This window comes from Flavihumibacter petaseus NBRC 106054 (assembly GCF_000974785.1).
In the GTDB taxonomy this organism is placed as follows: domain Bacteria; phylum Bacteroidota; class Bacteroidia; order Chitinophagales; family Chitinophagaceae; genus Flavihumibacter; species Flavihumibacter petaseus.
The window spans coordinates 1,325,681-1,340,936 of record NZ_BBWV01000001.1 but is presented as its reverse complement, the minus strand read 5'-3'; the positions used below and the strand labels follow the sequence as shown (position 1 = coordinate 1,340,936).

Below are 15,256 nucleotides of genomic sequence, written 5' to 3'. Positions count from 1 at the left end.
TGCCAAAACAACGGGTATGAACGCTTTGGTCAGATGGGGGTTGACAATGATGATTTGTTTCCTGGTGTCAACGGGAGCAAACGCCCAGTGTTCCATCTGTACAAAAACAGCGCAGCAATTGGGAGAAAAACCGGCAAAAGCGCTTAATTCGGGGATTGTTTACCTCGCCCTCACGCCGCTGGCTATCCTGGGAATTGTGGGATTCCGGTGGTATCGTTCAAATAAAGACTTACTGTAGTTCGCTCAGGCACTCATCCAGTCCATTTCAGCTTCTTTCAGCACGATAAAGTTCAGCAGGGGTTTTTTCGTCTGTTCATAGCGGTCCATGCCAACCTTGGTGTAAGACTTGCCGCAGTCGCGGGTATCGCCCAGGAGAGAATAATTGTATTGTTCCCGGTCACGGCAGTATTCTGAGTGCCACAGGTGATAGGCAATGCCGGCCATTTTCAGGAACTTTTTGCGCACGCCGGAATTATACAGCCGGATAGCCAGGTCACTGTCTTCATAACCCCATCCTTCAAAAGTTTCGTCATATCCGTTAACCTGGTACAGATCCTTTTTCCAGAAAGCCATGTTGCAGCCTTTCACATAGTAAATGTCCTTTGTCTGGCAGCGGTAATTGCGGAGAAGTTTTCCGAATAGCGGGAAATGAACACCGTTAAGAAAATTGCGGGTGCCTTTCTCAAAAATGGAAATATTGATGCGTTTGTTGTGAAGGAGATCGTTCTTCAGTTTTTCTGAAGTGATCACCCGTGTACCTGCCACGAAATAACCGGGGGTGGCAGCATTAATATGATCTCGGATAAAATCAGGGTGTAAAACGATATCGCCATCAATCTGAATAACATATTCTCCATTGGCGTTTACAAAAGCGCGGTTCATGATTGCTGCTTTCCGGAATCCCTGATCCTGGTGCCAGAGATGAACAATGGGAACACCTATTGTTGAGCGAAGACGATCTACCGTAGAACGGGTCATCGGATTCGAGCCATCATCTGCGATCAGGATCTCTGCAGGCAACTGGGATTGACGGGCAACACTAAGGAGGCAAAGCTCCAGTGCTTCCGGCCAGTTATACGTAGAAATGATCAGACTCGTGCTTGGTTTCATGGTAAAAAGGTTAAGCATCATCCGATTGAGTCAATTATGGCAAAGATCGTTGCACGGTAAAACAATGTGAATGGGTACGACCAAATCAATTGTTAAACCTTGCGACAAAGGTATAAAAATCAAATGCTTTCTCTGCCTGTAATTGTTCAATTTCAGCGATAAGTTTATGCTTGCTGACATCCCGCATCCTGTGTCTGGCAATCATCGCATATGCTCTTTCTGCCAGTAACCAGGAACTTTTGTGAGGATGGTCCTCAAGTATGGTTTTGTTGATTACTGCAAAAAGCTCGCCGATCCCTTCATTTTGAGTAGCAACAGTTTGTAAAATCGGCAGCGCGTGTTTTTTGGGGTGAAGCTGTTGCTGAATCGTTCTTTTCAGATTGGCTAAGAATTTACCTGCATCGGGCCGGTCGCTTTTGTTGATCACAAAGATGTCGGCAATCTCCATCAGCCCCGATTTCATGGTCTGGATATCATCCCCTGCTTCAGGTACAAGTACTACCACTGACACATCAGCGAGTCCGACAATAGCCACTTCATTCTGACCCACACCAACCGTTTCAATGATGATATAGTCGAAAGGTGCCAGGTTCAGCAGGGAAGTGATTTCCATGATTTGCGGGTGCAATCCGCCAACTGCACCCCTCGAAGCAAGTGATCTGATGAAAACATTTTTATGATTATACCAGCTGTTCAGCCGGATCCTGTCGCCAAGTATAGAGCCATTGTGAAAAGGGGAGGAGGGGTCTACGCAGAGTACGGCTACCCGCTTGCCCGCATCGATCACCTGCTGGATCAGTTTGTCCACCAGGGTGCTTTTGCCGGCTCCCGGCGGACCGGTAATGCCCATCACCGGAATATGCCTTGAATGGTGAAAATCAATGAGGTGAAGTTCTTCCGCATAACCGCTTTCGATCAGGCTGATGGCCCGCGCAATGGCCCTGGTATTGCCTTCCTTCACACCCTGAAGATCGATGGTCGCCATGCGCAGTTATAGTTGGGGTTGAATATACTGATCAATGCCATCCCTGCAAACGACCAGTCTTTCGCGGATAGTCGCCTGAAGGATTTCATCATTCTGAGGAAGATAATTTTTGCTGGATTCTTTATGCCAGAGGTGAAACACGATCCCCCGCAGTTTAAAATAAGTACGCTTCAGACCGGCATTGTACAACCGGATAATCAGGTCGGTATCTTCCCTTCCCCAGCCATTGTACAATTCGTTGTAGCCATTCACCCGGATGAAATCACGCTTCCAGTAACTCATATTACAACCGCGGATATTATAGGCATTTTTCGTTTTAATGATCCGTGAAGCTGCTGAGCCGAGGGTGGCCGAGTGCAACGCATTGAGGCGGTTGCTGATGCCACGCCGGAAAACTGTGGGTTGCAGGCTTTGATTGTCAAGCAGTTTTTCAGAAAATTCCCGCCCGAGTATCACCCTGCTGCCACCGATAAAATATCCCGGAGTTGCCGCCTCGAGGTGGTCTTTTACAAAATCAGGATGCAGGATCAGGTCGCCGTCTACCTGTATCAGGTATTCGCCGTCAGCAGCAGCATTTGCCCGGTTCCTGATCTTGGCCAGGCGGAAACCCTTGTCTTCCTGCCAGATATGCCTGAGGGGAACAGGAAAATCGGATTGCATGGATGCGACCAGTTGCTTCGTCTCCTCCCTGGAACCATCGTCTGCAATCAGGACCTCACCGGGCAGCACAGCCTGTTCACGCACGCTTTTGAGGCAGCGCTGCAGGGCTTTGGGCCAGTTATAGGTTGCAATGATCAGACTGCTGGTTGGTAACATCTGAGATACTTAAATAATCCTGTAGTTGCGGAAGTCAAATAACCGGATGCCGGTCTTCAATTCGAACCAGTGCAGCAATCTGTCTTTAAAGCCAAAATTCTTTTTCGTGGTATCGAAATTGAACTGCCAGTTCTGCCGGGCAATCCGTTCTTTCATGACAGCCGGGTGTGTATCCCTGAACAAAGAAAGAGAGTCGTAATCATTTACGTCAAATACAACAGCTTCTGGTATTTCAGCCGTTTTCCTTTCCTGCCAGAGCTCTTCCGCATTGGAAATCTTGGCCTTGATATTGGCCTCGCTTTTCACCCAGCCATAATGATACACCCAGGCATTGATCTGCTTCACCCGCAGCTTGGACTTGCCGCGCCGGAATCCCTGTGCATCCCGGTAGGCGCGGATACTTTTATCGTTACGGATAATCCTTACTTCCTTATGGTACCATTTACGGCTGTCACCCACATAATCATATGTTCCGTAAAAGTGTAAGTAATTGAACAGCAGACCATCTACATTTTTATGGTGAAGGTATTCCACTGCCGCAGCACGAATGGCCGGATGATATTTTTCGTGTATGCATTCATCACCCTGGATGTAAAAAGCCCAGTCCGTATCCTCGCCGATAAGATCAAAAGCCTTATTGGTTTCCTCAGCCAGTACTTCACCACCCCGGTTGAGGGATTTGTTCCACACGGAATGATGGATCCTGATCTTGGGAGAATTGATGCTCCTGATCAGCCCCTCAGTATCATCATCACTGTCACCCACCAGTACAATCATGTCGTCTACCACGGGCAGAATGGAACGGATCGCCTCCACAATCGGGTAATCGTTCCGCACAGCATTTTTTATGATCGTAAATCCGGTGATTTTCATAACCTTTATTGAACGAAGATAAACATCTGCATGACAAATTTCATTCCCATATTTCCACTGGGAATCGTGGTTTATCCGGGCGAAACGCTCAATCTCCACATATTTGAGCCGCGGTACAAACAACTGATCACAGAATGTTCACGAACCGGCAGACCCTTCGGCATCCCTGTGGTGATCAACCAGAAAGTAGCCGAACTCGGCATGCTGGTAAAACTAACGGAGATCTGTAAACGATATACGAATGGCGAAATGGATATCCGTACTGAAGGGATAGAAGTATTTCGCATACTCGAAACCGTTAAAGAGATCCCGGAGAAACTTTACAGCGGCGCAATCGTCACCTACCCCGAAAACATCACAGGTTCCGGCATTCCGGGGATCATGGGAAAACTTATTGCCGGCATCCGCGAATTGCACCGGTTGCTGGATGTACAAAAGGATTTTCCCAAACCGGATGACCAGCTGAACAGCTACGACGTTGCACATCATGCCGGGCTGACGCTTGAAGAAGAATATGAAATGCTCACCCTGCTGGCTGAGGTACAGCGCCAGGAATACCTTAAACGTCACCTGGCAAGGGTACTTCCGGTACTGTCGGCCATGGGTACGCTCAAAGAAAGAGTGAAACTGAACGGGCATTTTAAAAACCTATCTTCGTTCGATCTAGACAGATAAGCATGGCCACGACCCTTTGCCTTGATTTTGGAAACACCCGCCAGAAATTTGCATTCTTTGACGACAACAGGCTGGAAACCACCGGCGTACTGCCCGATACCAGCGTCACTTCCGTAAAGGCCCTGCTGGAACAGCTGCAGCCCGACCGTACCATCCTTTCTTCCGTGATCAACCATGACCCCGCAATGATCGGCCTGCTGGAACAAAACACCAGGTTTCACCTGCTTTCCCATAAATCAAAACTGCCGTTCACAACGCCGGTAGGCAAACCCGCCACAATCGGTGCCGACAGGCTTGCCCTTTGCGCCGCTGTGGTAGACCTTTTCCCCGGAAAAAACAACCTGGCCATCGCCCTGGGTACCTGTATTACCTACAACTTCGTGAACAGCCGCCACGAATTCCTGGGCGGCGGTATTTCCCCCGGCATGGATATGCGTTTCCGGAGCCTGAAAGACTATACCGCCAAACTGCCCCTGGTGGACGAAGACTGGAATTTCCCCCTCATCGGCTACGATACCGTGACCAATATCACCAGCGGGGTGATCCTCGGAATGGCCAAAGAAATTGACGGTTTCATTGATGCCTATGCGGAAAGATACGGGAACTTTAACGTGGTGTTAACCGGGGGTAATTCTGCCTATTTTGTGCCTCACCTGAAAAACAGGATATTTGCCGACCAAGATTTAATATTTAAAGGACTCTATGCGATCAGTGCGTGCAACTAAGCGACCAAAAACTTCTCTGCTACTTCTCATATTAACTGTTTCTGTTATTAGTGCCGCAGCGCAGGAGAACTCACCCTATTCCCGTTATGGCTGGGGAAATATGGTTTCCAGTACCCCGATCGCTACCCGCGGTATGGGTGGTTTCGGTATCGGATACGTGGATTACGACCCGCGGTATGATTTCAAAATGATCTATCCGCATTCCCAGACACTCAACTTCCTCAATCCCGCTTCCTACGCGAAACTGAAGATCACTTCTTTCGATATCGGCCTGGAACTCCAGAACCAGGTGCTCAAACAGCAGAACGACATTGCCAACTACAAAGCCTCCTACGCGAATATTTCCTACGTACAGCTCGGCATACCCCTGAGCCGGAAAAGAAACATCGCTATGGTACTGGGCCTGCGTCCGATCAGCCGGGTCAACTACCAGGTGCTGGAAGTGGAACGCGCCCATAATCCTGAAACCGGAAACCCGATAGATTCCGTACTCACCAGCTACCAGGGCAATGGCGGATCTTACCAGGCATATATGGGCCTTGCAAAGGCTTTCAAAAATCTTAGTATCGGTGTGCAGGGCGGGTATTATTTCGGGTCAAAAGACCTGACTACCCGGAAGGAAATGCTCAACGATTCTGTTTTTTATTACAAAGGCAACTTTGAAAGCAAGTCCAATTTTGGTGGCTTGTTTGTACAGGGTGGCCTGCAATACTCCATCAGGCTTAATTCCAACATGCGCCTGGTGCTGGGTGCTACCGGCACCATCAAAAATGATTTTAACGCCCACCGCGACCAGGTTGCCGAAACCTTTGTGTTTGACGCTGCCAACGTCGTGATCCCTGTAGATACGGTCTATTCCAATGTGGACCAATCCGGTAAGGTTACCTTCCCCGCCTCGTACGGCGTTGGTTTCACCCTCGAGCGTCAGGACAAATGGCTGTTTGGTGTGGATTTCCAGCAGACCAATTGGGACGATTACCGTTTCTTCGGTGAGAAGGACAGCGTAGCTTCCAACTGGAAGATCAAAGCCGGCGGACAGTTTGTACCGAACGCATTCGGAACCAACTACTGGGGTCGCGTATCCTACCGCTTCGGCTTCAATTACGGCCCGGACTACATCAGCCTCAACGGAAAAACCATCAACGAATGGGCTGGCAGCCTCGGATTCGGATTCCCGGTTCGCCCCAACCGTTTCAGCAACCAGTACACCAATATCAACCTTGCCCTCGAATATGGCAGAAGGGGCGACAATACCACTAAATTGCAGGAGAATCAGTTCCGGCTCTCTCTGGGATTCACCCTGAGCGATCTTTGGTTTGTCAAAAAGAAATATGACTAACGGCTACCGTTATATTTTCCTTTTATTGCTCGTATTAGCAGCGGGTTGTGAAAACACCTACGAGGAGATCCGGGAGCTGACCGGGAAAAAAGTCGCCGTGGAAGAAGCCAAACAGGTGGAAAGCTACCTGAGCCAGGGCGGCAAAATGAAAGCGCGGCTTACCGCGCCCGTCATGAACCGCTATCAGACAGACTCCCCTTACCTCGAATTTCCCAAATCGCTGCACGTCGATTTTTACAACGACAGCCTCGTGATTGAAAGCCAGCTGAATGCCAAATACGGACGATACCGGGAAAATGAACGCCGCGTGTTCCTCCGCGACAGCGTGATGGTATTCAATTTGAAGAAAGACACTTTGAAGTGCAAGGAATTGTGGTGGGACCAGAACTCGGAAAAATTTTACACAGACAAGCCAGTACAAATCCATCAGCCGGACAAAATAATCTTCGGTGAAGGCCTGGAGGCGGACCAATCCTTCAACTGGTACGTGCTGGACAAAATCAATGGAACGGTGCTGGTGCCGAAAGGCGGATTCCCAGTGGAATCCACGCCCATTGACTCCACCAAACGCGATTCGCTTTCCCATGCGCGGGAAGCAGCTGCCGGAACGGCTGCTGAAATAAAACCCGGTGCCACGCCGCCACCCCGGGCCGATACCCCCAGGCGGAGAGGATTTACCCCGCCAACCCTGTTGCCCGACGGAAAACGACCACCCCTGCGACCGCTAAACCGCCCCGCACCACGACCCGTACCCACGCACGTAGAAGAATAAAAAAAGCTACATATGGAATATCGCCGCATGGGCCGCTCCGGCCTGCAATTAAGTGTGCTGAGTTTTGGCAGCTGGGTCAGTTTTCACCAGCAGATCCACGACAATACAGCTGATGAACTGATGGGCGTGGCTTACGATAACGGCATCAATTTCTTTGACAATGCCGAAGGCTATGCCCGCGGAGAAAGTGAAAGGATGATGGGACGCGTGCTGAAAGGAAAAAACTGGGAACGCAGTTGCTATGTTTTGTCTTCAAAAGTTTTCTTTGGTTCCCGTGAGAACAACCGGCCGAACCAGCATGGCCTCAGCCGCAAACATATCGTTGAAGCCTGCCACGAAGCCCTGGGCCGCCTGCAGACCGATTACCTGGATATATATTTCTGCCATCGGCCCGACCCCTCAGTACCCATAGAAGAAGTCGTATGGACCATGCATCATCTCATCGCCCAGGGTAAAGTACTGTATTGGGGTACCAGCATGTGGAGCGCTGCCGAGATCATGGAAGCGCACCGGGTCGCCCAGCAATACAACCTCATTGGCCCGGTGGTGGAACAACCGCAATACAACATGTTCGAACGGTACAAGATGGAAATGGATTACCTGCCTGTTTTCCGCAATGTGGGATTGGGTACTACTATCTGGAGTCCGCTCGCTGCGGGATTTCTGACAGGCAAATACCTGAATGGATTGCCGGAAGGGTCCCGCCTTAGCATGGATGAATACGGCTGGCTGCGCGACCGCTGGCTGCAGGAGGAAAAGATCGGCAAACTCCGGAAACTGAAAACACTTGCCGACAACATGGGCGTCGCCTTACCGTCGCTGGCAATAGCCTGGACCATCAGCAATCCCAATACCACCACGGCAATTTTGGGCGCCACCAGAAAAGAGCAGCTGATCCAGAATCTTGAGGCCCTTTCCGTACTGCCAAAACTGACCGACGACTGGAAACAGCAGATTGAAAATATTCTAACGAACAAGCCGGAAATGAACCTGGCTTAAACCATCGTTATGGAACATTTTACCTCCATCCATCCATATACGGGTGACCCGGTTGCAGTGTATCCGTTAATGAGTTCAAACCAGGTCTCACTGGCATTATCACAGGCACAGTGGGCATATCCGGAATGGTCATCATCGGGGTTTGCGGAAAGGGGCAGGGTGCTCCGGGAAGTTGCCCGTTTGCTGCGGGAGGATAAGGACACCTATGCGGAACTCATCACGATGGAAATGGGCAAGATCATTGGCGAAGCCCGGGGGGAAGTGGAAAAGAGCGCTTGGGTTTGTGACTACTATGCCGATAATGCAGAAACTTTCTTGCAGCCCGAAATCATTGAAGCCGGTTACCGGAAAAGCCTGGTAAGGTATGAACCTGTTGGTGCGGTGCTGGGGATCATGCCCTGGAATTTTCCATTCTGGCAGGTATTCCGCTATGCAGCACCCACCCTGATGGCCGGAAACGTTACCCTGCTGAAGCATGCGCCGAACGTCAGTGGCTGTTCCCTCGCGATAGCTGCATTATTCCAGAAAGCCGGGGCTCCGGAAGGCGTATTCCAGAGCCTGATAATTGACATACCCCTACTGCAAATGGTCATGGAATCCGGTATCGTACAGGCGGCCACCCTGACCGGCAGTGAAAGGGCGGGTGCGTCCCTGGCGGCACTGGCCGGAAGCCAGATTAAAAAGACCGTGCTTGAACTGGGCGGTTCCGATCCGCTGATCGTACTCGCGGATGCCGATATCAGCCAGGCAGTGGCGACGGCCATTCAATCGCGCTTTCTGAATGCGGGACAATCCTGCATCGGTGCCAAGCGGTTCATAGTGATCGCCCAGGTGTACCAGGCATTCCTGGAAGCGCTACAGGCTGGGATGGACAACCTGAGGACGGGTGATCCCAGGGATCCGCTGACGACCACCGCTCCGGTCGCAAGGCCGGATCTCGCGGAAAACCTGCGACGGCAATGGCAGGCTTCCGTGCAGCGGGGGGCAAGGCTGGTAAGGGGCGGGGAGGTGACTGGCTGCCGCATCAAACCGGGATTATTGCTCGATGCCGTACCTGGTATGCCTGCCTTCGATGAAGAGACCTTTGGTCCGCTGGCCGTCCTGACCCGGGCGGCAGACGAGGAGGAGGCCGTGAAACTGGCTAATGCCTCCACTTACGGACTCGCCGCCAGTATCTGGACGCGGGACGAAGAAAAAGGCCTGGCACTGGCCGGAAAGATCCAAAGCGGGGCAGTATTCATCAATTCCCTGGTAAAATCTGACCCGCGCCTGCCCTTCGGCGGAATTAAGAAGTCAGGTTATGGCCGGGAACTCGGCAAATCAGGAATCCACGAATTTGTAAACGTGAAAACAGTGGCGCTCGGCCCTGAAAGGTGACTGGTTGTGAATAGGTTATGTACTGAAAATAATCTTTGGAGACTTCTGATTCTGACCGGCTCATAAAATTCAGCCTGGATGGGGTACGGGTTACCGGGTCCCAACTTCTAAACAACTAAACTTTTAAACTCCTAAACAGCAAAATCCCGGTGCTGGAACACCGGGATTTCAATTTTTTTGTACGGTTCAGAACTAACTTGGACTAGGTCATCAATAGGTACAAATTTTCAGGTCTTTTTCAGGATCTTGGATTGGATGATACTGGATTCTAAACTCGTTTTTCTTTTGGATCTGGATTTCGAAAACTTGGATTTTGGATAATTGGATCGTTCTGGTCTTTCTTAGGAATTGGCTTGGTCTTTCTGGATCTGGATTTGGTCTTAAGGATTTTGGATGCTGATTTTTCTTAGGATCTTGGATATCGTCGTGATCAACTGACATAACAAAAGTATAAACCACCCCCCTGGTTCGCAAGAGCACTATTGCTGAATCTGCGTGCTTCATGAATTACGGACGGTCTCGTAAATTTACGAGGCTCCTATATCGAAGAATGCTATTATCTTTCCCTTAAACCCGACCCACAATGCCATTTGAGAACAAAAATGTATTGATCACTGGCGGAAGCCGCGGTATTGGAAAAGCGATTGCACTCCGTTTGGCGCAAGCCGGCGCCAATATTGCAATAGCCGCAAAAACCGTTGAACCGCATCCCCGGCTTGAAGGCACTATTTATACGGCCGCGGAGGAGATCCGCAAAGCCGGCGCCCCAAAAGTCGTTCCGCTCCAGGTGGATATCCGGTATGAAGACAGTATTCAGAATGGCGTGAAAGCCGCAGCTGATGCGCTCGGCGGAATCGACATCCTGATTAACAATGCCAGCGCGATCAGCCTCACGGCAACGGAACAGACCGAAGCCAAACGGTTCGACCTGATGAACGGCATTAATGTAAGGGGCACATTCCTGGTTTCCAAAGCCTGCATTCCTTATCTGAAAGATGCCCTGAATCCCCATATCCTCAATCTTTCCCCACCACTGAATATGGATCCCCGCTGGTTCGCTCCCCACCTGGCCTATACGATGAGCAAATATGGGATGAGCATGGTTGTTTTTGGCCTGGCTGAAGAACTGCGGCCATCACGCATAGCGGCCAACGCCCTGTGGCCCCGCACCACGATCGCCACCGCTGCCGTCGAAAACCTGCTGGGAGGGGATTTCCTGGTACAGCGCAGCCGGACGCCGGAGATCGTTGCCGATGCGGCTTTCCTGATCCTTCAGCGCCCTTCCTTCGAATGCACGGGCAACTTCTTCATAGACGAAGAGGTGCTGAAAGCGGCCGGCGTGGAGGACTTTACCAAATATGCAGTAAACCCCACCCAGAAACTGATGAACGACCTTTTCGTGTAAACGCGCTTAATTGTCGAACTGCTCGGGACGCATCTGCGGGAACAACAGCACATCCTGGATGGAAGGCTGGTTGGTCAGCAACATGCAAAGACGGTCGATTCCGATACCGATGCCAGCTGTAGGGGGCATACCGTATTCCAGCGCCCGGAGAAAATCCTGGTCGATGAACATAGCCTCATCATCACCCCTTTCCATCAGTTTGACCTGTTCTTCAAAACGTTCCCGCTGATCCACAGGATCATTGAGTTCAGAATAGGCATTGGCGATCTCCTTTCCGTTGATCATGAGCTCAAAACGCTCCACGAGACCCGCTTTGGTGCGGTGCTTCTTGGTCAGCGGGCTCATTTCCACGGGATAATCGATGATAAAGGTTGGCTGGATATAGCTGGCTTCACTGGTTGATCCGAAGATCTCATCGATCAGCTTGCCCTTCCCGATATTGGGCGCTACGTCAATATTCAGCGTTTTGCAGACATCCCGCAGTCCGGCTTCATCTTTATCCGAGATATCGATACCCGTATTTTCTTTGATCGCGTCAAAAATACTGATACGGCGGAAGGGTGCCCTGAAACTGATTGTTTTGTCGCCTACCGGAACATCAGTAGTGCCATGCAGGGCGATAGCTATGCGCTCCAGCAATTGCTCAGTCGTTTCCATCATCCAGAAATAGTCCTTGTAGGCAGTATACCATTCCAGGATGGTGAACTCCGGGTTATGGGTACGGTCCATGCCCTCATTCCGAAAGTTGCGGCTGAATTCATATACCCAGTCGAAGCCGCCTACAATACAGCGTTTCAGGTATAGTTCATTGGCGATGCGGAGGTAGAAAGGCACATCCAGGGCGTTGTGATGGGTGATGAAAGGCCTTGCTGCAGCGCCTCCCGGGATCGCCTGCAAAACAGGTGTATCCACTTCCAGCGCGCCCTGGTCATTCAGGAAATCGCGGATCGTGTTGATCATTTTTGACCGCTTTACAAAAGTCTCTTTCACCTGGGGATTGATCACCAGGTCAGCATAACGCTGGCGGTATTTGAATTCCGGATCGGAAACCTCGTCAAAGGTCTGCTCACCTGCGGTTTTAACCACCGGAAGCGGTTTGAGGCTTTTTGTCAGCAGGGTGAGTTCGGTAACATGAACGGATGTTTCACCGGTTTTTGTGGTGAATACATATCCGCGGATGCCGATAATGTCCCCAAGGTCAGTCTTTTTCCAGACCTCATCGTACAGGCTTTTGTCTTCACCCGGACAAATATCGTCCCGGCGTACATAGATCTGGATCCGGCCGCTGCTGTCCTGCAACACGGCAAAGCTGGCCTTGCCCATATCACGGATACTCATCACGCGACCGGCAAGCACCACATCCGCAAACTCAGCTTTATTTTCCTCCCCCTTATACTTTTCCCGTATAGCTGCTGCATACTGGTTAACCGGAAATAACGGGGCGGGGAATGGGTCAATGCCCATTGTCTGGAGATGCTGAAGTTTCTCTCTGCGGATGATCTCTTGCTCGGAAAGTGCCATGAATCCAAAATTTGAGGTGCAAAAATAGTTTTTACCGGGGAAAACACCCTGTTCATCTGTAGATTTCCCCGTTTGACCCGTATTGACTTTACCTACCTTTATAGCTTATTTACCTTTGCATTGCCACTTTCGTTTACCGTATCCTGTAATCCGGTCTTTCACCCGACTTACCTGCCCTATCGTGCCCATCCGTCTTGTGCACCATAAACCTTATATATGTCGTTCCAAAAAACTGCTTTAATGTGGTTAGGACTGTCTGTATTTTGCCAGATTTCTTTTTCACAGGCTAAAATTGCCGGTAAAGTCCAGGCGCCTGACCTTTCTCCCCTGCAGGATGCCAATGTGCTGCTGTTAAAAGCGGCCGACAGTTCACTGGTCAAGGGAACTACTACAAACCGCGATGGCCAGTTTGCGTTCTCGGATATTGGTCCGGGCGAATATCGTGTACTGTTCAGTGGCATTGGTTTCGCGGATAAATATGCAGAAAGTTTTACCCTCCAGGCAAGTGACCTTGACCTCGGATTGATTCCTATGACCTCAGCAGCAACACAGATGGCAGGTGTAACAGTGTCCGCAAGAAAACCGCTTTTCGAACAGAAACTGGATCGTATGGTCGTGAACGTGAAAAGCAGTATTACCAACGTGGGCGCGACAGTACTGGACGTACTCGAACGGTCGCCGGGAGTGATCGTGAACAGAAGTGCCGGTACAATTGCCATGGCAGGACGTGACGGGGTGCTGGTGACGATCAATGGAAAGATGACCTATATGCCGGCAGATGCGCTGATTCAGTACCTCCAGGGACTGAATGCCGCCAATGTCGAAAAGCTTGAACTGATCCCTATTCCGCCGGCTCAATATGATGCCAGTGGTAATGCAGGCATGATCAATATCGTGCTGATCAATAATCCCGATGAAGGCTTTAATGGTAATGCCGCCGCTTCGATGGCCGTCGGTCCCATGGAAGGAACACAACCCATGGCATCCATCAACATGAATTTCAGGAAAGGCCCGTTGAACGTGTACGGGTCCTATTCCTTCAGCCGGCTGGCGCAGTTGCAGGAAGGCCACATCCTCCGCACGATTGAAAAACCCGATGGTGAGCATACGGTAGAGACGATCACCGATCGTGACCCGTTTCAGCGCAATCACGATTACCGCCTTGGACTGGACTATGCCATCAACCGGCGCACTGTCGTAGGATTTCTTGTTGCCGGATACAACCACAAGTGGGATATGGAGGCGCAAAACTATTCCTACCTGAAAGTCAACAACAAGATCGATACGACGATTTCCATCGCCAACCAGGAAATCAATTACTGGCGCAACTGGATGGCCAATGCCAATATCAGCCACACGGTAAAGGACGGCGAAAGCATCAGTTTCAATATAGATTACCTGCAGTATAAAGACAGCAATCCCACCGAATACCAGCAGCAATACACCGATGGTGAAGGCAAATACCTGTTTGACCAGAATATGAACAGCGGAAAAGAAACCGTCATCAATATCTGGGCGACGCAGCTCGATTATACCCGTAAGATCAACGAAAAGTTTTCCCTGCAAATGGGTGCAAAAGCGACGATCAGCCGCTTCAGCAATGATGTGCTCGTAGAGAAGGAAGAAAATGGCCAATGGGTTCCCGACATGGATTATACAGCCGATTACAGCCTCCGCGAAAATATCGCCGCTGCATATGTCTCCGCCGATTTTACCCTGTCCCCCAAAACCAGCGGTAAGGCCGGTCTGCGTTATGAACATACCACTTCCAATTTGGGTAGTGATCAGAAAGCAAATATCGTGGACAGAAAATACGGGAACCTTTTTCCATCGGTCTTTATTTCGCAGGTCGTCGGCAGCAACAACCGGCTGAACATTAGCTACAGCAAGCGCATTACCAGGCCGACTTTCAATAATCTTGCGCCCTTTCTGATTTTCTTTGATCCAAAGACCTTTATTTCCGGTAACCCAGCGCTGCAGCCTGCCATCAGCCACAATTTCAAACTTGACCTGCTGCTGAAAAAACTGGTGTTCAGTGTCGGCTACAGTTATGAGAAAGCCACCATCGGCGATTTCCAGAATGAGTTTGATACCGCCAATAATGTGCAGACCATCGTAGCACAGAACCTCGACAAATCCAACCTGTTCCAGTTCATGGCGACACTTCCAATTGAGGTCACACCCTGGTGGACTTCCAATATCAACCTCGGCGTGTACTACCAGGAAGTGAGCGCTCACCTGAAAAATGGCCAGGTGAAGGAAGATCAGTGGTATTACACGATCTCCGGCGCTGAAACCTTCCGGCTTCCGAAGAAATTTACCCTGGAGCTTTCCGGTTATTACCAGTCGAAATCGCTTTTCGGGGTTGCCGTATTCAACGGGCTCGGTGCCCTGAACATCGCGGTGCAGCGGAAGATCTGCAAGGACCAGGTTTCCCTGACCGCAGGCGTTGACGATTTATTTTCTTCCGGCAACAAATGGGTTTTCTATTCAGAGTTTCCGCAGGAAAAGGTATCCTCCCATACCAGCATCCAGGTCAGTTACCGTATGTACAAGGTGGGTGTTTCCGTACGTTTCGGCAATAAGTTGCTGAAAGACAAGCGCGAAAGAGCAACAGCCTCCGAAGACGAGCGGAAACGTGTTCAATAGGCCTGAATTT

The 15,256-nt window shown here is 50.4% G+C and carries 14 protein-coding genes; 9 read left to right on the top strand and 5 right to left on the bottom strand.

The window, feature by feature from the left end; all coding sequences use genetic code 11:
- Positions 1–16: 16 nt before the first annotated feature.
- Complete coding sequence (locus tag FPE01S_RS05600; RefSeq protein ID WP_046367838.1) at positions 17–238, top strand: hypothetical protein; 222 nt, start codon at positions 17–19, stop codon at positions 236–238.
- Between the two features lie 5 nt (positions 239–243).
- On the opposite strand, the gene FPE01S_RS05595 is transcribed toward FPE01S_RS05600, so the two are convergent.
- The 4 genes from FPE01S_RS05595 to FPE01S_RS05580 form a co-directional block, all read right to left on the bottom strand.
- Positions 244–1,110 (bottom strand): glycosyltransferase family 2 protein, encoded by an 867-nt coding sequence (locus tag FPE01S_RS05595; protein WP_046368685.1) that lies wholly within the window; start codon positions 1,108–1,110, stop codon positions 244–246.
- A gap of 85 nt (positions 1,111–1,195) precedes the next feature.
- The gene (meaB, locus tag FPE01S_RS05590) at positions 1,196–2,095 is read right to left on the bottom strand and encodes a methylmalonyl Co-A mutase-associated GTPase MeaB (protein WP_046367837.1); all 900 of its coding nucleotides are present in this window, start codon (positions 2,093–2,095) and stop codon (positions 1,196–1,198) included.
- Positions 2,096–2,101: 6 nt separating this feature from the next.
- Positions 2,102–2,911, bottom strand: a complete 810-nt coding sequence (locus FPE01S_RS05585; protein WP_046367836.1) for a glycosyltransferase family 2 protein — start codon at positions 2,909–2,911, stop codon at positions 2,102–2,104.
- Positions 2,912–2,920: 9 nt separating this feature from the next.
- Complete coding sequence (locus FPE01S_RS05580) at positions 2,921–3,784, bottom strand: glycosyltransferase family protein (protein WP_046367835.1); 864 nt, start codon at positions 3,782–3,784, stop codon at positions 2,921–2,923.
- Between the two features lie 30 nt (positions 3,785–3,814).
- On the opposite strand from FPE01S_RS05580, the gene FPE01S_RS05575 reads away from it, so the two are divergent.
- From FPE01S_RS05575 to FPE01S_RS05540, 7 genes are all read left to right on the top strand, one after another.
- Positions 3,815–4,459: an LON peptidase substrate-binding domain-containing protein gene (locus tag FPE01S_RS05575; RefSeq protein WP_046367834.1), complete on the top strand. Its 645-nt coding sequence runs from the start codon at positions 3,815–3,817 to the stop codon at positions 4,457–4,459.
- Positions 4,460–4,461: 2 nt separating this feature from the next.
- Positions 4,462–5,184 (top strand): type III pantothenate kinase, encoded by a 723-nt coding sequence (locus FPE01S_RS05570; RefSeq protein WP_046367833.1) that lies wholly within the window; start codon positions 4,462–4,464, stop codon positions 5,182–5,184.
- Positions 5,162–6,523, top strand: coding sequence for a BamG family beta-barrel-assembly machinery protein (bamG, locus tag FPE01S_RS05565; protein ID WP_500778445.1), 1,362 nt, complete (start codon positions 5,162–5,164; stop codon positions 6,521–6,523). The genes FPE01S_RS05570 and bamG overlap by 23 nt, the downstream gene beginning before the upstream one ends.
- Complete coding sequence (gene lptC / locus FPE01S_RS05560) at positions 6,516–7,295, top strand: LPS export ABC transporter periplasmic protein LptC (RefSeq protein WP_052955529.1); 780 nt, start codon at positions 6,516–6,518, stop codon at positions 7,293–7,295. Before bamG ends, lptC begins: the two co-directional genes overlap by 8 nt.
- A 12-nt stretch (positions 7,296–7,307) precedes the next feature.
- Positions 7,308–8,294 carry an aldo/keto reductase gene (locus tag FPE01S_RS05555; protein ID WP_046367831.1) on the top strand — a complete coding sequence of 329 codons (987 nt, stop codon included), beginning with the start codon at positions 7,308–7,310 and terminating at the stop codon, positions 8,292–8,294.
- Positions 8,295–8,303: 9 nt separating this feature from the next.
- A complete protein-coding gene (locus FPE01S_RS05550) occupies positions 8,304–9,671 on the top strand; it encodes an NAD-dependent succinate-semialdehyde dehydrogenase (RefSeq protein ID WP_046367830.1) in 1,368 nt (455 codons plus the stop codon).
- A gap of 583 nt (positions 9,672–10,254) precedes the next feature.
- The gene (locus FPE01S_RS05540) at positions 10,255–11,076 is read left to right on the top strand and encodes an SDR family oxidoreductase (protein WP_046367828.1); all 822 of its coding nucleotides are present in this window, start codon (positions 10,255–10,257) and stop codon (positions 11,074–11,076) included.
- 6 nt (positions 11,077–11,082) lie between these two features.
- Here FPE01S_RS05540 and lysS read toward each other — a convergent pair whose 3' ends face one another.
- Positions 11,083–12,597, bottom strand: coding sequence for a lysine--tRNA ligase (gene lysS / locus FPE01S_RS05535; RefSeq protein ID WP_046367827.1), 1,515 nt, complete (start codon positions 12,595–12,597; stop codon positions 11,083–11,085).
- 240 nt (positions 12,598–12,837) lie between these two features.
- Between lysS and FPE01S_RS05530 the strand changes: the two genes are divergently transcribed.
- Positions 12,838–15,246 (top strand): outer membrane beta-barrel family protein, encoded by a 2,409-nt coding sequence (locus FPE01S_RS05530; RefSeq protein ID WP_052955528.1) that lies wholly within the window; start codon positions 12,838–12,840, stop codon positions 15,244–15,246.
- The last annotated feature ends 10 nt before the right edge of the window (positions 15,247–15,256 follow it).